Raw genomic sequence first — 18,834 nt, 5'->3', positions numbered from 1 at the left:
GCCGGGTCCGGACGCGCGTCCGGGCCCGGCCCGCCCGACCCGACCCGGAGACCCCCGTGCCGCTGCCCCATCCGGCTCGCGTACGCCGGCACCACCGCTCCGCGGACCGCACCGGACGCCTGCGCTCGGTCCGCGTCCAACTGCTGGCCCCGATCCTGGTCGCCACGGCCGGCCTGGTCGTGCTCGGCGCGGCGCAGACCGACGCCGCGCTGGACGCGTCCGCCGACGCCGACCGGGCCCGTGTGCTCGCCGGCACCGCCACCGCGACCGTACGTCTGGTGCACGAGCTGGAACGCGAGCTCGGCGAGACGGCCGCGCTGCGCCAGCGTGGCGGCACCTCCGGACGCCCGCTCGTGGACGCGCAGCGGCGCCGGGTGGACACCGCTGTCGAGCGCTACCGCGCGGCGCAGGGTGACGCCCGCCGGGCCGCCCCCGACCTGACACCCGTGCTGAACGACGCCAGTCGGCGCCTGGACAAGCTCGCGCCCACCCGGGAGCAGGCGGTGACCGGCGCGGACGCCGACCCGGCATACGTGTCGCTCGTGGAGTCCCTGCTCGCGGTCGCGGACGCGCTGCCGAGCCAGCTGCGCGACGCCGACCTGGCCAACCAGGCCCGCGAGGTGGCCTCGGTGGCCGCCCAGGAACACCTGTCCGCGCTGGAGCGCGACCTGCTGCGGGCGGTGTTCGTCCGGGGCGGGCTGGAACGCGGAGAGCTGGCCCGGCTGGGCCGGCTGCGCGGCGCCCGCGAGCAGCGGCAGGCCGAGTTCCTGCGGATCGCCGCCGGCCCGGCGAGGACCGCCTGGTACCGCGTGGTCGACGGCGCGGACGTGACAGCGGCCCGGCGGATGCGCGACACGGTACTCGACACCGACGGCGCGCCGGAGGCGCTGAAGACCGACGGTGACGCCTGGTACGTGGCGCAGAGCGGCGCGATCCGCCGGTACAACCTGCTCGGCCGGGACCTGTCCGACGGGCTGGACCGGGACGCGGCCGACCTGGCCGCCGCGGCCCAGCTGCGCGCGGTGCTGACCGCCGGGGCGACGAGCACCGTCGCGCTCGGCTCGCTCGTCACCGCCGTGCTGCTGGCGGTACGCACCAGCCGCCGGTTGCGCCGGCTGCGGGTGGCCGCGCTGACCATGGCGAACCGGGAGCTGCCGGAGCGGATCACCGCGATCGCCGCGGGCGAGCGGGCGCCGGCCGATGGTCCGGCGACCCGGATGACCGACGGGATCCGGCGAGGTCAGGACGAGGTGGCGCAGGTCGCCGAGGCGTTCGACACGGTGAACCGGGCCGCGCTGCGGCTGGCCGGGCAGCAGGCCGAGTTGCGGCTGGACGTGACCCGGATGGCGGAGGCGCTGGCCCGGCGCATCCGTACGCTGATCACCCGGCAGTTGCGGCTGCTCGACGACTTCGAACGCGAGGAGACCGACCCGGACGCGCTGGCCCGGCTCTTCGCGCTGGACCACCTGGCCGCACGGCTGCGGCGTAACGGGGAGAACCTGCTGGTCCTCGCCGGTGGCGAGCCGGGCCGGGGGCACGAGGGCGCGTTGCTGCTGGACGACGTGGCGCGGGCGGCGGCCTCCGAGATCGAGGACTATCCGCGGGTGGAGATCGACGTGCCGACCGCGGCGGTGCACGGCGCGGCGGCCGGCAACCTGGTGCACCTGCTGGCCGAGTTGCTGGAGAACGCCACCGTCTACTCGCCGCCGGAGGCACGGGTGCTGGTGGACGGCCGGCGCACCGTCGACGGGCTGGTGCTGCGCGTGCACGATCAGGGCATCGGCATCAGCGAGAGCCGGCTGGCCGAGATCAACGAACGGCTCGCCGCGCCGGCGACGCTGTCCAGCGCCGCCGCCGGCAGCATGGGCCTGCACGTGGTGGCGCACCTGGCGGCCCGGCACGGGATCCGGGTGCAGCTGCACAACCCCGGCGCAGGCACGGTGGCGCAGGTGGACGTACCGGAGTCGGTGCTGACCCGGGTCGAGGCGGTGGCGTCCCGGCCGCCGGCGGAGCGGCGCCCGCACGGGCGCGGCGCGCCGTGGTTCAAGAACGCGCCTGTCCTGCGGCCGCAGGCCGGTTCCCGCGACCTGGTCACCAGCGCCCCGGCGGCCGGGGGGCCGGTGCGCGGCGTCGCCACGGTACGGCCGCCGGGTGGCGCGCTGCTGGCGCCGAGCACGGCGCGGATCCGGCCGGTGAGCGTGCCCCCGGCGCCGGTGTCGACCACCGCCGCCGGGCTGCCCCGGCGACCGCTGGGCGGGCATCTGCCGGGGGCGATGCCGTCCGCCGCCGCGCCGCCGCCCGCGACCGACCTGCTCGACCCCGAAGTGGTACGCGCCCGGCTGTCCGCCCTCGCCGAGGGGGTGGCCAGCGCGACGCGCCGTGCCCCGAACACCACACCACCCAACGGGAGAAGACCATGAACCCACCCGCTTCCACCGGGCTCGACTGGCTGCTGGCGAACTTCGCCGAGCAGGTGCCGGACGTCTCGCACGCGCTCGCGGTCTCCGAGGACGGGCTGCGGTTGGCGTCGTCGCCGGATCTCTCCACGGACCAGGTCGACCAGCTCTCGGCGGTGATCAGCGGCCTGGCGAGCCTGACGGTGGGCGCGGCCCGGCTGATGTCCGCCGGCCGCGTGCGCCAGCAGATCGTCGACATGGACGGCGGTGTGATGCTGGTGATGGCGGTCGGCGAACGGGCGCTGCTCGGCGTGCTGGCCGCGCCCGGCTGCGACCTGGGCCAGATCGGTTACGAGACGGCGACGCTGGTGCAGCGGGTGGCGGAGGCGCTGGAACCGGCGGTCCGCCGGTGAGCCGCCGCCCGGTGCGGCTGGTGGCGGCGCTGCTGGCGACGGTGCTGGTGGCCGGCTGCGGCGCCGAGGACACCACTCCGCAGGCGTGGCACGGGGGGCGGATCTTCCTGGCCACCGGCAACACCACAGGGGTCTACTACCAGCTCGGCGGCGGGTACGCCGACCTGATCACCCGGCACGTGCCCGGGTACGAGGCGCGCGCGGAGCCGACCGGCGCGTCGGTGGAGAACATCACCCGGGTGGCCAGCGGCGACATGGAGATCGCGTTCAGCCTGGCCGACACGGCGGCGGACGCGGTCGACGGTCGCGGCGCGTTCGACAAGCAGCCGCAGCCGGTGCGTGCGCTGGCCCGCGTCTACAGCAACTACACGCACGTGATCGTCCGTACCGACGGCAAGATCGAGAGCTTCGCCGACCTGCGCGGCAAGCGCGTCTCGACCGGTTCGCCGAAGTCCGGGACCGACATCATCGCCGGGCGTCTGCTCACCGCCGGCGGCATCGACCCGAACACCGGCATCCAGCGGCTCACCCTGTCGTTGCCGGAGACGGTCAAGCGGATGCGGGCTAACACCCTGGACGCCATGTTCTTCTCCGGCGGCCTGCCCACGCCCGGCGTGAAGGACCTGCTCTCCTCGGCGCCGGGGAAGTTCCGGCTGCTGCCGCTGAACGAGCTGATCGAGCCGTTGAGCGCCCGGTTCGGCGGCGTCTACACCACCGCCACGCTGCCGAAGGAGGTCTACAACACCCCGGCGCCGACGCCCACCATCACGGTGGCGAACGTGATCCTGGTGGCGGCGGACATGCCGGAGCAGCTCGCGTACGACCTGACCCGGGTGCTCTTCACCTGGCAGGGCGATCTGATCCAGGTGCACCCGGAGGCAGCGAACTTCAACCGGGCGAGCGCGGCCGCGACCGGCCCGATCCCGTTGCACCCGGGCGCGGCCCGGTTCTACCGCGACGGCGGCTGAGCGTGGCGGTCCCCTACCGGGTCCAGTCGCGCCGCAGCAGGCCGTAGATCGCCATGTCGGCGAAGCCGTCGCCGTCGTACCCGCGTTCCCGCTGGGTGCCCTCGTGGACGAAGCCGCACCGCTCGGCGGTACGCCGCATCGCCGTGTTGCCGGCGAGCGTCTCGATCTCCAGGCGGCGCAGGTTGCGGTTGCGGAAGCCGTACCGGCAGAGCAGCTGGATCACCTCGGTGCCGTAACCCTGGCCGCGCGCCTCGGGCACCAGCGTGATGCCGAGGTGGGCGAGCCCGTTGAACGCGTTGATCCCCCACAGCGTGCCGACGCCGAGGAACGTGCCGTCGGCGACGGTCTCGGCCAGCAGCGACACCGAGGACCGGACGTCCGGCTGCTCGCCGGCGCGCTTCTCCAGCCGGGCCCGGACCTGGCCCACGTGCTGCGGCAGGAACGGCTCGTCGTCGGTGACCAGGTGCAGTTCCGGATCGCTGTCCAGGCGGAACATGGCCGGCGCGTCGTCGGGGGTGGGCGGGCGCAGCCGTACGCGCTCGGTGGCGAACATTCCGCGACGCTAACCGCGTACGGGTGGGTGGACAACCGGATTTGGCCACCCTACCGACCGGTCGGTAGGGTGGGTGGCATGACCCCGCTCGTGCTCGCCTCCGCTCTGACCAGGACCTACGGGACGCGTGACGCCCTGCGCGCGCTCGACCTCGCCGTCGCGCCGGGCAGCCGGTTCGTCGTGCTCGGCCACAACGGCGCCGGCAAGTCGACGCTGCTGGAGATCATCGCCACCCTGCGCACGCCGACGTCAGGCTCGGTCAGCGTCGGCGGCTTCGACACCGTGACGCAGGCGCGGGACGCGCGGCGCCTGATCGGCCTGGCACCGCAGTCGAACGCGCTGGACCCCCTCGCCAGCCCGGCAGAGGTGCTCGACTTCCACGGCGTGGCGCTCGGGCTCGGACGCCGGCAGCGAGCACACCGGGCCCGGGAACTCGTCGACCTGTTCGAGCTGGGCGAGCACCGGTCCTCCCGGGTGGCCAAGCTCTCCGGCGGCACCCGCCGCAAGCTGGACCTGGCAGTGGCGCTCGTCGCCGAGCCGGCGGTGGTGATCCTGGACGAGCCGACCACCGCCCTGGACCCGCTCGCGCGCATCGACTTCTGGACCGAGCTGACCCGCCTCAACCAGGCCGGCACCTCCCTGCTCATCTCGACCCAGGACCTGCACGAGGCGGACGTGCTGGCCACCGAGATCGCGGTGCTCCGGGAGGGCCGGGTGGTCGCCCAGGGCTCACCGGCGTCGCTCAAGGGGCGCGTGGGCGTCCGCACGCTGACGCTCGACCTGTCCGACGCCGCCGCCGCGACCGCTCTCGCCGCCGCGTCCGAGGCCGGCTTCCGCGCCGACCCCGACCGTCCGGGCCGGGTACGCCTCAGCGTCCCGGACGACCCGCGCGCGCTGACCGCCGCCCTGCACGAAGCCGGGGCGATCGCCGCCGACATCACCCGGCTCCACCTTGCCGAGCCCTCCCTCGACGACGTCTTCGTCGCCCTCGCCGCCCGCTGAGGCGTGACCCACCGCACCCCGAAAGGCCCGACACCGTGCTCCCGCTCGCGCTCACCCCGCCCCGCCGATCCCCGGCCCCGGTCGTCCTCGCGGCGATCAGACGCTCGACCTGGGCCGTGCTCCGTACCCCGGCGCTGCTCGTGGCCCCGGTCGCCCAGTCCCTGTTCTTCCTGCTCGTCTACGCCGGCCAGCTCGACGCCGTGGGCAGCACCTACCTCGGCGGGACGAGCTTCATCGCGTTCCTGCTGCCGCTGATCCTGCTCACCGGCGTCGCCACCGGCGCGGGCGCGGCCGGCACGCTCGTGCTGGGCGACATCACCAGCGGATACCTGGACCGCCTCCGGCTCGCGCACGGGACCACGACGCCGTTCCTCGTCGGCCCGGTCGTCGCCGCGCTGATCGCGGTCGTGCTCCAGATGGCTGTGACAGTGGCCGGGGCCACCGCGATCGGCTACCGGCCGGCGAGCTGGTCCGGCGTCGCCGGGATGCTGCTGCTGATGCTCGCGCTGGGACTCGGTGTGGCGCTGCTGAGCACGGCGCTCGCCATCCGGTCCGGCTCGGCGTCCACCACCAACCTGGTCACGCTCGTCGTGTTCGGCCTGTCGTTCTTCACCGGCGTGTTCGCGCCGGTCGACGAACTCGCCGGGTGGATGCGGGTGATCGCCACTGTCAACCCGCTCACCTATATCGTCGACACGGCCCGGCAGCTCGGCGGCGGCACGCCGCTCACCGCGGCCCCGATCGGCGTCGCGGCCCTCGCCGCCCTCGCCGTCGCCGGAACCGCCGCCTGCGCCCTCGCCCTCCACCACGCCAGGAAGAACCGATGAGCGACACCCGCACCCAGATCATGGACGCCTTCGCCGATCAGCTCGCCGCGACCGGCTACCAGGGCATCTCCCTGGTAGCCGTGGGCCGCAGCGTCGGCATCCAGAAGCCGTCCATCTACCACCACTTCCCGGGCGGCAAGGAGGATCTCTACATCGCGGTGGCGGAGCGGTACATCCGCGACGTCGGCGCCCGGATCTCCGCGGCGCTGGCCGGCCCCGGCGACGTGACGCACCGGCTGCACGCGCTCGCCACCGTCGCCGCCGGGCAGCACGGCGACGCGGTCACCTTCGAGCAGCGCATCTACGACACGCTGCCGCTCGTCTCCGCCGAGACCAGCGAGCACGTCTCGGGTCTCTACGTCGCCCTGATGCTGGCGCCGGTGACGCGGTTCTTCGCCGACGCCCGCGCCGAAGGCGCCGTCACCGGCGAACCGGAGTTCCTGATGAACGCGTTCCTGCACCTGGCCCGCGCGGCCGACCTCACCGACGAGACCGGACCCGCCCGGGTTGTCGCGCTCTTCCTCGACGGCGCCCGCCCACGTGGCTCCGGCCCCGCCTGACCCGGCGTGGCCCGCGATCTCAGACGTCGGCGGGGGTGGTGGCGGCCCGCGCCGCCGCGACCAGCCGGGCGGTCTCGGCGACCACGTCCTCGTCGTCGGTGGGCGTCCCCGGGTCGTAGCGGACCGTCCAGGTCAGGCCGTCGACCCCGGACACCCGCCGGGCCGCGATCCGGCCGGAGCCGCCGGGCATCTCGTGGTGCGAGGTGTACGCCACCGAGCCGGTGACCCGATCCCGGACCTGGTGCGGCAGGTCACCCGGGTCGACGAGCAGGTACGTCTCGGGGTGGCTGTCCGCCACCACCAGGTATCCGTCGCGCTCGGCGACCGACTCGGCCGGGGTGACTGTGAGCTCCCGGCCGGACCAGACCGCCTTGAGGATGTCGTGCCAGCCGAGGCGGTCGACCCGGCCGGGCAGCCAGAGCCCGCGGTTGCTGGCGACCAGCACGCCGTCGTTGCCGCCCTCGCCGGTGCCGGCGGCGGCCCAGGCGAGCACCCGCTCGTCGGCGGCCAGCGGCGGCCGGTCTGCCGACGGGAGTTTCGGCCGGCGGTTGAACAGTCCCATCACAATCCTCCGGCGGCCTGCTCGCGCAGTGCCCGTGCGTGCTGTTCCAGCGAGAGCAGTTCCCCGAACAGGGCGAAGTACTCGTCCTTGTTGCTCACCGGGTTGATCCGCTGGATCTTCGACTTGAGGTCACGGATGCGGCCGGTGACCGAACTCCACTGGAGCCGCGCCATGGTGATCGAGACGTACCTCGGGTCCGGCTCGCCGTCGATGCGCAGCGGCTCCACCGCCAGCTCACCGATGAGCGCCTGCCCGGCCAGGTCGTCGCAGGCGTCGCGGACCCGCTCGATCCAGACCGCGCCGCCGGTGGCGGCGGACGCGCCGCCAGCCGCGGCGACGGCCGCGCGTACCGAGACGTGCACCGGGTGCTGGTAGTCGGTCGCCTCGACCGCGTCGAACATCGGACCGGCCAGCACCGGCTCCTGCAACGCGAGCTTCAGCGCCTCCCGCTCCACCATGGACCGAGGGCTGTCCACAGCGGGCGCGGCCCGGCCGGGGCGCGCCGACGCGGCGGGCGTCCCGGGCGCCGGTTGCCCGTTCGCCGCGCCGAGCACCGCGCGCTGCACCGGCTCGATCTCCATGCCGAGGTCACCGGCGAGCTTGCGGACGTACTCCGGGCGCTTCTCCCGGTCCTTGATCTTCGCCACCAGAGGCGCGGCGCGGCGCATGGCCTCGACCCGGCCGTCGACGGTGTCCAGGTCGAACCGGCTGATCACGTGCCGGAGGGCGAAGTCCACGAGCGGTTCGCGGCGGGCCACCAGGTCGCGTACGGCCAGGTCGCCCTTTGCGAGGCGCAGCTCGCACGGGTCCATGTTGTCGGGGCTGACCGCGATGAAGGTACGCCCGACGAAGCGCTGGTCGTCCTCGAAGGCACGCAGCGCGGCCTTCTGCCCGGCGGCGTCACCGTCGAAGGTGAAGATGATCTCGCCGGCCCGCTCGTCGCTGTCGAACAGCACCCGGCGCAGCACCGAGATGTGGTCGCCGCCGAACGCGGTGCCGCACGTCGCCACCGCTGTCGGCACGTCGGCGAGGTGACAGGCCATCACGTCGGTGTAGCCCTCGACCACCACCACCTTGCCCTGCTTGGCGATCTCCCGCTTGGCCTGGTCGATGCCGTAGAGCACGTGCGACTTCTTGTAGATCGGCGTCTCGGGGGTGTTCAGGTATTTCGGGCCGTCGTCGTCGTCGAAGAGCTTGCGGGCGCCGAAGCCGATCACGTCACCGGTGATGTCCCGGATCGGCCACATCAGGCGGCGGCGGAACCGGTCGATCAGCGAACCGGAGCGGGCCGGCCGGGACAGACCGGCAGTCACCAGCTCGTCGTGGGTGAAGCCCTGCTGACGCAGGTGCTTGGTGAGCAGGTCCCAGCCGTCGGGGGCGAAGCCGCAGCCGTACCGCTCGGCGGCGGCCCGGTCGAAGCCGCGCCCGGCGAGGAACTCGCGGGCCGGACGCGCGCCGGCGGTGGTGAGCTGGGCCCGGTAGAAGTCGACGGCGGCGGCGTGCGCCGCGATCAGGCGCTGCCGCTGCCCCTGCTGCGGGCGGTTACGCGGCGCGGACCGGTCGTCCTCGACGTAACGCAACTGGATGCCGGCGCGGGCGGCCAGCCGCTCGACGGACTCGACGAAGCTGAGGTGCTCGGCGTCCATCAGGAACTTGATGGCGTCACCGCCGACCCCGCAGCCGAAGCAGTAGAAGACGTTGCGGGCGGGCGAGACGTTGAACGACGGGCTCTTCTCGTCGTGGAACGGGCAGAGCCCCTTGAGGTTGCCGCCGCCGGCCGACTTGAGCGTCACCACCTCGGAGATGACGTCCGCGATGGAGGTGCGCTCGCGGACCAGCGCGATGTCCTCGTCCCGGATCCGCCCCGCCATGACCGCCACCCCCTCGGCGTACATCCTGCCCTGCCGGACCGACGTTCCGGCGGCCGGGGGGACGGGCGTGTGGCCGGCCTCGCCCGCCCCCGCCGGCTCAGGCCGAGCGGGCCGCGGCGGGGTCGCCGATGCGCGGGAACGGCTCGATGGAGAAGACCACCTCGACCGGCACCTCGAAGTACGCGGCGATGCGCAGCGCCAGGTGCAGGCTGGGCCGGAACTCGCCGCGCTCCAGGTAACCGACGGTCTGGTAGTGCACACCGAGCGCGTCGGCGAGCTGCCGCCGGGAGATGCCCCGTTCGGCGCGCAGCACCGCGATCCGGTTGTGCACGGTCTCGCTCATCGACGCCCTCTCATCCGACCCGCTGCATGGCCCGCTCCCGCCGGGCCGCGACCCGCGAGCCGGACTCCCGGCGGGCCATCCGGCGCAGCACCACCGGGGCCAGCACGAGCCCGAGCACCGCCCAGGCGCCGAGCACGCCGACCGTCTCCAGGTGGCGCCAGGAGCCGCCGAGTTCGACGGCCGCCAGGTCGCCCGGGAGCAGCGCCGAGCGCATGCCCAAGCCTAGCCAGTAGAGCGGGAACACCTGGGCGACGCCCTGGAGCCAGCCGGGCAGGCCGTTGATCGGATAGAAGATGCCGGACAGCGCGATCAGACCGAAGATCGGCATCACCACCAGGCCCATGTTGCGCGGGTTCTCGATCAGCGAGCCGATCACCGCGCCCAGCGGCAGCGTCGCCACCAGCCCGAGCGGCACCACCCAGGCCAGCGTGAGCCAGGCGCCGGGGTCGCCGAGCCGCAGCCCGTCGAGGAAGAACAGCCCGGGGGTGAGCTGGATGACCACGCCGATCAGCGCGACCGCCGAGACCAGCACGATCTTGCCGACCAGGTAGCCGAGCATGCCGTCCGGGATGGCCTTGGCGCGCAGCAGCGTGCCGTCCTCCCGGTCGATGACGAGCTGGTTGGCCAGCCCGAGCAGGCCGCCGAAGAGCAGGCCCATGCCGAGCGCGCTGGGCAGCGTACGGGCGCCGAGCGAGAAGTCGGTGCCGGGGACCGTCGAGCCGCGCATCCAGAACACGGCGACCAGCAGCACCACAGTGGGGAAGAAGTAGGTCCAGAGATCCTGGCCGTTGGTGAACGTCGCGCGCAGCTCGATCACGCCGCGCCGCAGCCCGGCCCGCAGCGCGTTGGTGGTGGGGTTCATCGGTTCGCCTCCTGCTGCCACACCCGCTCGGCCCGGCCGGTACGGATGCCGGTCTCCTCCTCGTGCACCAGCGTCAGGTACGCGTCCTCCAGGCTGGCCCGGCGCACCTCCAGCTCGCGTATCCGGTCGCCGTGCTCCCGGAACAGGTCGCGCAGGAACGCGGTGGCGTCGGCGGTCGCGTGCACGTACCGCTCGCCGTCGCGGGTCCAGCGCACCTCGGCGTCGCCCGCGACGCGCCGGGCGAGCTGGTCGGGTGAGCCCTCGGCGATGATCCGGCCGCCGGCCAGGATGAGGATGCGGTCGGCCAGCTTCTCCGCCTCGGCCAGGTCGTGCGTGGTCAGCATGATCGTGGTCTCGTCCAGGTCGGCCAGGCGGTGCACCAGCTCGTGGAACTCGCGCCGCGCGGCCGGGTCGAAGCCGACAGTCGGCTCGTCCAGGAAGAGCAGTTCCGGGCGGCCGACGATGCCGACCGCGACGTCGAGGCGGCGGCGCTGGCCACCGGAGAGCCGGGCGACCCGGCTGCCGGCGTGCGCGCTCAGCCCGACGGTGTCCAGCAGGTCGTCCACCGGCCACGGGCGCGGGAACCGGTCGGTGGCGTACGGCGCGTAGAAGTCGCCGAGGTGGGCGAGCAGGTCCCGCACCCGCCACTTGCCGTGGTCACGCCAGGACTGGAGCACCACGCCCAGCCGGGCGCGCCACCGCTCGTCGGCGCGGGCGGGGTCGGCGCCGAGCACGCGCACCGTGCCGGCCGAGGGCAGCCGGAAGCCTTCGAGGATCTCGATGGTGGTGGTCTTGCCCGCGCCGTTGGGCCCGAGCAGCGCCAGCACCTCGCCCCGCCGGGCGGTGAGGTCGACGCCGTGCAGCACGTCGACGGCGCCGTAGCGCATGCGCAGATCCCGCACGTCGAGGACGAGATCCTCGTCGGGAGGTCGGGGGGACGCGACGGCCCCGGGAAGTTCGACCGCAGTCATGCCTCGGAATGTAGCACCTCTACTACATTCCGAGGTACCCCGCTCAACGGCGACGACTGTGGAACCAGCGCGTGACGGGGGCCGGCTCCTCCTCCTCGTACGACCGGGCCGCGTTCACCGCGGCGGCCAGGCCGGAACGGCGGGGCCGGGGCCCGGCGCGCAGCATCGGATCGGCTGCCATTTCCCGGAGCACCGCGACGGCCAGGCCCAGCATCACCACGACGAACGGCAACGCGACCAGGATGGTCGCCTGTTGCAGCGCGGCCAGGCCGCCGGCCAGCAGCAACGCCGCCGCGACCGCGCCGATCAGCACGCCCCACAGCACCACCACCCCGCGGTGCGGCCGCAGCGCGCCGCGCGAGCTGAGCGAGCCGAGCACCAGCGACGCCGAGTCCGCGCTGGTGACGAAGTAGAGACCGATCAGCACCATGGCGAGCACGCTCGTCAGCGTGGCCAGCGGCAGCGCGTCGAGCAGCCCGAACAGCGCCTGCTCGGACCCGGCTTCGACGTCGGCCACCAGGTCCCGGGTGCCGGTGGTCTGCGTACGCAGGGCGGTCCCGCCCATCACCGCGAACCAGACGGTGCTCGCGCCGCTGGGTATCAGCAGCACCCCGATCAGGAACTGGCGGACCGTTCGGCCGCGCGAGATACGGGCGATGAACGTGCCCACGAACGGCGCCCAGGAGATCCACCACGCCCAGTAGAAGATGGTCCACGAGCCCAGCCAGGCCGGGTCGGAGAACGCCCCGGTACGCGTCGACATGCGCACCAGGCCGCTCAGGTAGTCACCGACCGAGGCCGGCAGCACCTCCAGCGTGTAGACGGTCGGACCGACCACGAACACGAACAGCATCAGCACGACCGCGATCAGCACGTTCGTGGTGGACAGCCACTTGACGCCCCGGTGCAGGCCGGAGAAGGCGGACACGACGAACGCGAGCGTGAGCGCGCCGATGATCGTCAACTCGACGACCCGGCTGTCCGGCACGCCGGCCACCAGGTCGAGGCCGGCCGCCACCTGGAGCGCGCCCAGCCCGAGACTGGTCGCGGACCCGAACACGGTAGCGAAGACGGCGAGCAGGTCGATCGCGCGGCCGAGCGGACCGTCGGTCCGGTCGCCGAGCAGCGGTGCGAACGCGGACGAGATGCGGTTGCCCCGCCCCTTGCGGAACGCCGAGTACGCCAAAGCCAGCGCCGCGATCGCGTAGATGCCCCACGGGTGCAGCGTCCAGTGGAAGAGCGTGTACTGCATGGCGGTCGCGGCGGCGGCCCCGGTCTGCGGCGCGACCCCGGAGGCCGGCGGCGGCGTGGCGTAGTGCTGGATCGGTTCGGCGACGGCGAAGAACACCAGGCCGATGCCCATGCCGGCGCTGAACATCATGGCGACCCAGGCCAGCGTGTCGAACTCCGGCTCGTCGTCGTCGGCGCCCAGCCGGATCCGGCCGAACCGGGAGGCGGCCACGACGACCGCGAGCACCAGGAAGGCGTCCGCCGCGACCACGAAGAACCAGCCGAACGTGCTCACGGTCCAGGCCAGGCCGGACTCGCCGAACCGGGCCAGTGAGCCTCGGGCGAACACGCCCCAGGCCACCACGGCCAGCACGCCGGCCACACCGAGCCCGAGCACCACCCGGTCGACCGGCTGCGCCCCGGCCCGCTCCCCCGCCTCTTCCCCCATGTCCCCATCCTGGGCAGAGCGGGTGCCGGGGTGGGACGAAACGCCCCACCCCGTACCGTCGATCATGGAGGTCCACGTCGGGAGCGGGACGGGGGAGGGAGCGGGGGCGAGGGCCGGTCAGGCCGGGACGGCGGAGGCCTCCTCGGCCTCGACGGCGGCGTTCCACGCCGGCTTGGTGGCGCGCCAGCCCTCGTCGTCCAGGCCCTGCCGCCAGTAGCCGGAGATGGACAGATCGCCCCGGGGCACGCCCCGCTCGACCCGCAGCAGCCGCCGCAGCTCCTTGACCGCGCCGGCCTCGCCGTGCACGAACGCGTGCACCCGGCCGGGCGGGAACTCCAGCGCCCGGACCGCCTCGACCAGCGGCTCGCCGTAGCGGCGCCCGCCCCGGTGCAGCCAGCGCAGGTCGACGGTGGCGGCGCTGGTCAGCGGCAGCTCGTCGGCCGGGCCGCCCACCTCGACGTACACAGTCGCGCGCGCCCCGGCGGGCAACCGCTCCAGTGCGGCGGCGATGGCCGGCAGCGCGCTCTCGTCGCCGGCCAGCAGGTGCCAGTCGGCCGCCGGGTCCGGCGCGTACGCGCCGCCCGGCCCGGTGAACAGCACGCGGTCGCCGGGACGCAGCGCGGCCGCCCACGGCCCGGCCAGCCCTTCGTCGCCGTGGTGCACCACGTCCACGGTCATCTCACCGGCCGCGGCGTCCCAGGCCCGCACCGTGTACGCGCGCAGCCGCGGCCACTGGTGCGCCGGGAACTCCCGCTTGATGGTGGCCAGGTCGACCGGGTGCGGGTAGGTGACGCCGTCCGGCGGGAAGACGAACTTCAGGTAGTGGTCGGTGTACGCGCCGACCGGCAGCCCGGCCAGCTCCGGACCGCCCAGCACGAGCCGGATCAGGTGCGGGGTGGGCCGCGTGGTCCGGACGACGGTGGCGGCGGTGAGGTTCTTCGGGCGGTCCGTCATACTGCTTAGGCTAACCTAAGTTCGCGCGTGCGCCCCCGGGGCGGTGCGGTCAGCCCGCCGACACCAGGCGGGCGTGCCAGGCCAGCGCGGCCGGATCGGTGAGCGAGGCGACCTGGTCGATCACCACCCGCAGCCGCTCGGCGTCGTCCGCCGCGTCCCGCCACAGCGGCGCGAACACCGGGTCGAGCACGTCCGGCGCCCGGTCCAGCAGCGCCGTCACCAGCCCGGCGAGGACGTCGCGCTGCCGCGCGTACCGGCCCTCCGCCCCGGGGCGGCGCATCACGTACCGCAGGGCGATGCCCTTGAGCAGCGCGCACTGCGCCCGGGTACGGCGCGGCACCACCAGGTCGGCGGCGTAACGGCGGTGCGGGCCGGGACCGTGGCGCTGCTGCGTGGCGGCCACCACGCGGGAGACGAACCGGCCGGTGAGCACGCTCGTGGTGGCCTTCAGCGCGGCCAGGGCCTGGTGGCTGCCGTCGTACGCGGCCAGCGGGGCGAGCACCGGATCGGCGAGCAGGTCGGCCAGCACCTCGCCCAGATCCTCCGGCGCCTCACCCGAGTAGGTGGCGGCCACGTCGGCGCAGAGCGCCCGCCGCTCGTCCGCGTCGGCCAGCAGCGGGCGCAGGTCCACGTACCCGCCGTGGATGCCGTCCTCGACGTCGTGCACCGAGTACGCCACGTCGTCGGCCCAGTCCATCACCTGGGCCTCCAGGCAGCGCCGGGCACCGGGCGGGGCGCCCTCGCGCAGCCAGTCGAAGACCGGGCGGTCGTCGGCGTACACGCCGAACTTGCGCTCGCCGGGGCGGCGCGGCCACGGGTACTTGCTCACCGCGTCCAGCGCGGCCCGGGTCAGGTTCAGCCCGACCGAACGCCCGTCCGGGGTGAGCACCTTGGCCTCCAGCCGGGTGAGCACCCGCAGCGTCTGCGCGTTGCCCTCGAACCCGCCGCAGGCGGCGGCCAGCTCGTCCAGCGCGTACTCGCCGTTGTGCCCGAACGGCGGGTGACCCAGATCGTGGGCCAGTCCGGCGGTGTCCACCACGTCGGGGTCGCAGCCGAGCCGGGCGCCCATCTCGCGGGCGATCTGCGCGACCTCCAGCGAGTGGGTCAGCCGGGTACGCAGGAAGTCGTTCGTGCCGGCGGTGTGCACCTGCGTCTTCGCGGCGAGCCGCCGGAACGCCGCCGAGTGCAGCACCCGGGCGCGGTCCCGCTCGAACGGCGACCGGCCGTACCCGGTGTCCTTCGGCGCCTCGTCGACCAGCCGCGCCGCGTCAGCCCCGGTCACCGTTGCCGCGTTGGCGCAAAACGCAGAACTCGTTGCCCTCCGGGTCGGCGAGCACCGTCCACTCCACGTCTCCCTGGCCGATGTCGACGTGCCGCGCGCCCATGTCGACGAGGCGCTCGACCTCGGCCTCCATGTCGGCCGGGCGCAGGTCGATGTGCAGCCGGTTCTTCCCCTCCTTCGCCCCGGCGACCGGGACGAAGACGAGACCGGGCAGCGTGTCGGGGGTGCGGCGGATCTCCACCTCGTCCGGCTTGTCGGTGATCACCTGATAACCGAGCGCCTCCGCCCACCAACTGGCGAGCCGGGACGGGTCCCGGGCGTCGACTACCAGGTTCTCCCAGACGGCGGTCATGTGGACACCCCTCCTGATCGACACGCGGCGGAAGCTCAGGTTACGCCGAGGTGGCCGGAAAGGCGCGCCGGGCGGTACGCGGGGCCGTCGATGGACACCGGCGGCCCCGCGCCGGCGTCAGCGGGAGTCGGAGCCGGCGGTGGTGATCGCGGCCCGTCCGGCCTCCAGGCGCGCCACCGGCACCCGGAACGGCGAGCAGGAGACGTAGTCCAGCCCGACGGAGTGGAAGAAGTGCACCGAGTCCGGGTCGCCGCCGTGCTCGCCGCAGACGCCGAGCTTCAGGCCGGGGCGGGCCGCCCGGCCCTCCTCGGCGGCGATGCGGATCAGCCGGCCGACGCCGTCGGTGTCGATCGACTCGAACGGCGAGATGCCGAAGATGCCCAGCTCCAGGTAGCGCCAGAAGAACGCGCCCTCCACGTCGTCGCGGGAGAAGCCCCAGCCCATCTGGGTCAGGTCGTTGGTGCCGAAGGAGAAGAACTCGGCCGCCTCGGCGATCTGCCCGGCGGTCAGCGCCGCCCGGGGCACCTCGATCATCGTGCCGATCAGCACCTCGACGCCGCTGTCCCCGACCACCTCGGCGATGATCCGCTCGGCCTCGGCGCGTACCGTCTCCAGCTCCTGCACGGCCCCGACCAGCGGCACCATGATCTCCGGGCAGGCCTTGCCGCCGTCACGGACGACCGCCACGGCGGCCTCGGTGATCGCGCGGACCTGCATGGCGAACAGGCCCGGGATGACCAGGCCGAGCCGGACGCCGCGCAGGCCCAGCATCGGGTTCTCCTCGTGCATCCGCCGCACGGCGGCGAGCAGCGCCTCCTCCTTCGCGACGTCCTCGCCGCGCTCCTGGGCCACCGCGACGTTCACCGCGAGCTGCTCCAGCGGGGGCAGGAACTCGTGCAGCGGCGGGTCGATCAGCCGCACGGTGACCGGCAGGCCGTCCATCTCCCGGAAGATCTCGATGAAGTCGGCCCGCTGCAGCGGCAGCAGCGCCGCGAGCGCGTCCTCCCGCTCCCGCTCGCCGGAGGCCAGGATGAGCCGCTCGACCAGCTCGCGCCGGTCGCCGAGGAACATGTGCTCGGTGCGGCACAGGCCGATGCCCTCGGCGCCGAAGCGCCGGGCCCGGGCCGCGTCCGCGCCGGTGTCGGCGTTCGTGCGCACCCGCAGCCGCCGCGCCGCGTCGGCGTGCGTCATGATCCGGTGTACGGCGCGGACCAGCGCGTCGTCGATGGTCTCCGGGTCGAGTTCGCCCTCGAAGTACTGCACCACCTCCGACGGCATGACCGGCACCTCACCGAGGTACACCTTGCCGGTGGTGCCGTCGATCGAGACGACGTCGCCCTCGTTCACCACGTGCCCGCCCACTGTGAACTTCTTCGCCGGCACGTTGACCTCCAGCTCGTCCGCGCCGGAGACACAGGTCTTGCCCATGCCGCGGGCCACCACCGCGGCGTGGCTGGTCTTGCCGCCCCGGGAGGTGAGGATGCCCTTGGCGGCGATCATGCCGTTGAGGTCGTCCGGGTTGGTCTCCCGGCGGACCAGGATCACCGCCTCGCCCTCGGCGGCCAGCTCGACCGCGCGGGCCGAGGTGAAGACGACCTTGCCGGACGCGGCGCCCGGAGAGGCGCCGATGCCCTTGGCCACCGGCTCGAACTCGTGGTCGAGCTGGAAGCGCGGGAACATCAGCTGCACGAGCTGCGCGCCGTTGACCCGGTGCAGCGCCTCGTCCAGGTCGATCAGGCCCTCGTCGACGAGCTGCCCGGCGATGACGAACGCGGCGGCGGCGGTGCGCTTGCCCACCCGGGTCTGGAGCATCCAGAGCTTGCCGCGCTCGATGGTGAACTCGATGTCGCAGAGGTCCTTGTAGTGCTCCTCCAGCCGGGCCATGATGCCGAGCAGCTGGTCGTAGGAGGTCTTGTCGAGCTGCTCCAGCTCCTGCAACGGCACGGTGTTGCGGATGCCGGCGACCACGTCCTCGCCCTGGGCGTTGGCGAGGTAGTCGCCGTAGATGCCCTGCGCGCCGCTGCCCGGGTCGCGGGTGAACGCGACACCGGTACCGGAGTCCGGACCGAGGTTGCCGAAGACCATCGCCACCACGTTGACGGCGGTGCCCAGGTCGGCCGGGATGCGCTCCTGGCGGCGGTAGAGGATCGCCCGCTCCGCGTTCCACGAGTCGAAGACCGCGCGGATGGCGAGGTCGAGCTGCTCGCGCGGCTCCTGCGGGAACTCGCGGCCGGTGTGCTTGGCGAAGATCTTCTTGTACGCGTCGACCAGACCGCGCAGGTCGTCGGCGTCCAGGTCGAGGTCGTTGTGCGTACCCTTGGCGCTCTTGATCTCGTCGAGCGCGTGCTCGAACTCCTCGCCCGGCACCTCGCAGACGGTCTTGCCGAACATCTGGATCAGCCGGCGGTAGGAGTCCCAGGCGAACCGGTCTGCGCCGCCGGAGGCGGCCCGGTCAGCACTGCCGCCGGCCTGACGTGCGAGTCCTTCGACGCTGCGGTCGTTGAGGCCCACGTTGAGGACGGTCTCCATCATGCCGGGCATGGAGAACTTGGCGCCGGAGCGTACCGAGACCAGCAGCGGGTCGTCCGGGTCGCCGAGGCGGCGGCCCATCTCGCGCTCCAGGGACTCCAGGTGCGCCTCGATCTGCGCGGCCAGGCCGTCGGGCTCACGCCCGGTCGTCAGGTACGCCTTGCACGCCTCGGTGGTGATCGTGAAGCCGGGCGGAACCGGCAGGCCGAGGTTGGTCATCTCGGCCAGGTTGGCCCCCTTGCCGCCGAGCAGATCCTTCAGATCCCTGTTGCCCTCGGCGAAGTCGTACACGTACTTGTGCTCGCCCGATTCCTGCGCTTCCACCAGAGCCTCCAACGCGCGCCATTGACACTTAACGAAGGTTTAGTTCGGACATACCCCGGGAGTGACCACCGGTAATCCGGCTCGTCAGCGTCGGTGGGCCGAAGGCTAGGCCAGTTTCACGAAACCTGGGAGCGTTCGGTGACTTTCGGCACAACGGTCGCCACTATGCGCGTTCGTACGGGTTGTTGGGAACGCTTCCATGAGCACGATCACGCAATTCCGGTTCCTCTCGTACTCTTGACTCACTGCGTCTCGCGGATCCTCACCTTTGCCATATCCCGCGCGAATACACCCCTCGGAGCCGCCGCCGTGCCGACCACACCCGCCGCCCCGGAGACCGGGCCGGAGCCGTCCCGCACCCGTCCCACCAGCACGCCCGCCCCCGAC

General features: G+C 73.4%; 17 protein-coding genes. 6 read left to right on the top strand and 11 right to left on the bottom strand.

Annotation, left to right across the window (positions count from 1 at the left end; translation table 11 throughout):
* Positions 1-56 precede the first annotated feature (56 nt).
* From ACSDG8_RS24535 to ACSDG8_RS24525, 3 genes are read left to right on the top strand one after another with little or no spacing between them, the layout of a single operon-like run.
* Positions 57-2,420 (top strand): sensor histidine kinase, encoded by a 2,364-nt coding sequence (locus ACSDG8_RS24535; RefSeq protein ID WP_210898171.1) that lies wholly within the window; start codon positions 57-59, stop codon positions 2,418-2,420.
* A complete protein-coding gene (locus ACSDG8_RS24530) occupies positions 2,417-2,809 on the top strand; it encodes a roadblock/LC7 domain-containing protein (RefSeq protein WP_073831211.1) in 393 nt (130 codons plus the stop codon). Before ACSDG8_RS24535 ends, ACSDG8_RS24530 begins: the two co-directional genes overlap by 4 nt.
* Positions 2,806-3,777 (top strand): TAXI family TRAP transporter solute-binding subunit, encoded by a 972-nt coding sequence (locus ACSDG8_RS24525; protein WP_210898169.1) that lies wholly within the window; start codon positions 2,806-2,808, stop codon positions 3,775-3,777. The genes ACSDG8_RS24530 and ACSDG8_RS24525 overlap by 4 nt, the downstream gene beginning before the upstream one ends.
* Positions 3,778-3,790: 13 nt before the next feature.
* On the opposite strand, the gene ACSDG8_RS24520 is transcribed toward ACSDG8_RS24525, so the two are convergent.
* The gene (locus ACSDG8_RS24520; RefSeq protein ID WP_210898167.1) at positions 3,791-4,330 is read right to left on the bottom strand and encodes a GNAT family N-acetyltransferase; all 540 of its coding nucleotides are present in this window, start codon (positions 4,328-4,330) and stop codon (positions 3,791-3,793) included.
* 78 nt (positions 4,331-4,408) lie between these two features.
* On the opposite strand from ACSDG8_RS24520, the gene ACSDG8_RS24515 reads away from it, so the two are divergent.
* The 3 genes from ACSDG8_RS24515 to ACSDG8_RS24505 are packed head-to-tail and all read left to right on the top strand — an operon-like array spanning position 4,409 to position 6,719.
* Positions 4,409-5,332 (top strand): ABC transporter ATP-binding protein, encoded by a 924-nt coding sequence (locus tag ACSDG8_RS24515; protein ID WP_210898165.1) that lies wholly within the window; start codon positions 4,409-4,411, stop codon positions 5,330-5,332.
* A 35-nt stretch (positions 5,333-5,367) separates the two neighbouring features.
* The gene (locus tag ACSDG8_RS24510) at positions 5,368-6,159 is read left to right on the top strand and encodes an ABC transporter permease (RefSeq protein WP_210898163.1); all 792 of its coding nucleotides are present in this window, start codon (positions 5,368-5,370) and stop codon (positions 6,157-6,159) included.
* Positions 6,156-6,719: a TetR/AcrR family transcriptional regulator gene (locus ACSDG8_RS24505; protein WP_210898161.1), complete on the top strand. Its 564-nt coding sequence runs from the start codon at positions 6,156-6,158 to the stop codon at positions 6,717-6,719. Before ACSDG8_RS24510 ends, ACSDG8_RS24505 begins: the two co-directional genes overlap by 4 nt.
* Positions 6,720-6,738: 19 nt before the next feature.
* On the opposite strand, the gene ACSDG8_RS24500 is transcribed toward ACSDG8_RS24505, so the two are convergent.
* The 10 genes from ACSDG8_RS24500 to ppdK all read right to left on the bottom strand — a co-directional run bounded on the left by ACSDG8_RS24500 (position 6,739) and on the right by ppdK (position 18,447).
* Complete coding sequence (locus ACSDG8_RS24500; RefSeq protein ID WP_210898159.1) at positions 6,739-7,281, bottom strand: hypothetical protein; 543 nt, start codon at positions 7,279-7,281, stop codon at positions 6,739-6,741.
* The gene (gene dnaG, locus ACSDG8_RS24495) at positions 7,281-9,176 is read right to left on the bottom strand and encodes a DNA primase (RefSeq protein WP_210898157.1); all 1,896 of its coding nucleotides are present in this window, start codon (positions 9,174-9,176) and stop codon (positions 7,281-7,283) included. Before dnaG ends, ACSDG8_RS24500 begins: the two co-directional genes overlap by 1 nt.
* A 73-nt stretch (positions 9,177-9,249) precedes the next feature.
* Entirely contained in the window at positions 9,250-9,495 is a 246-nt protein-coding gene (locus ACSDG8_RS24490; protein WP_013287928.1) for a helix-turn-helix transcriptional regulator, read from the bottom strand.
* A gap of 10 nt (positions 9,496-9,505) precedes the next feature.
* Entirely contained in the window at positions 9,506-10,357 is an 852-nt protein-coding gene (locus ACSDG8_RS24485; RefSeq protein ID WP_073831205.1) for an ABC transporter permease, read from the bottom strand.
* Positions 10,354-11,328, bottom strand: coding sequence for an ABC transporter ATP-binding protein (locus ACSDG8_RS24480; RefSeq protein ID WP_210898155.1), 975 nt, complete (start codon positions 11,326-11,328; stop codon positions 10,354-10,356). The genes ACSDG8_RS24485 and ACSDG8_RS24480 overlap by 4 nt, the downstream gene beginning before the upstream one ends.
* Before the next feature lie 43 nt (positions 11,329-11,371).
* Positions 11,372-13,006 carry a BCCT family transporter gene (locus ACSDG8_RS24475; protein ID WP_210898153.1) on the bottom strand — a complete coding sequence of 545 codons (1,635 nt, stop codon included), beginning with the start codon at positions 13,004-13,006 and terminating at the stop codon, positions 11,372-11,374.
* A gap of 117 nt (positions 13,007-13,123) precedes the next feature.
* Positions 13,124-13,960: a siderophore-interacting protein gene (locus ACSDG8_RS24470; protein WP_210898151.1), complete on the bottom strand. Its 837-nt coding sequence runs from the start codon at positions 13,958-13,960 to the stop codon at positions 13,124-13,126.
* A gap of 49 nt (positions 13,961-14,009) precedes the next feature.
* Positions 14,010-15,242, bottom strand: a complete 1,233-nt coding sequence (locus ACSDG8_RS24465; protein WP_210898149.1) for a deoxyguanosinetriphosphate triphosphohydrolase — start codon at positions 15,240-15,242, stop codon at positions 14,010-14,012.
* The gene (locus ACSDG8_RS24460; RefSeq protein ID WP_116507911.1) at positions 15,229-15,594 is read right to left on the bottom strand and encodes a VOC family protein; all 366 of its coding nucleotides are present in this window, start codon (positions 15,592-15,594) and stop codon (positions 15,229-15,231) included. Before ACSDG8_RS24460 ends, ACSDG8_RS24465 begins: the two co-directional genes overlap by 14 nt.
* Before the next feature lie 117 nt (positions 15,595-15,711).
* On the bottom strand, positions 15,712-18,447 hold the full coding sequence (gene ppdK, locus ACSDG8_RS24455; RefSeq protein WP_210898147.1) for a pyruvate, phosphate dikinase: 2,736 nt from the start codon (positions 18,445-18,447) through the stop codon (positions 15,712-15,714).
* Between the last annotated feature and the right edge of the window lie 387 nt (positions 18,448-18,834).

Source organism: Micromonospora sp. LA-10, from assembly GCF_051853095.1.
Lineage (GTDB): Bacteria > Actinomycetota > Actinomycetes > Mycobacteriales > Micromonosporaceae > Micromonospora > Micromonospora echinospora_A.
The sequence above is the reverse complement of the archived record's forward strand: the minus strand, read 5'-3'. Positions and strand labels throughout refer to the sequence as shown.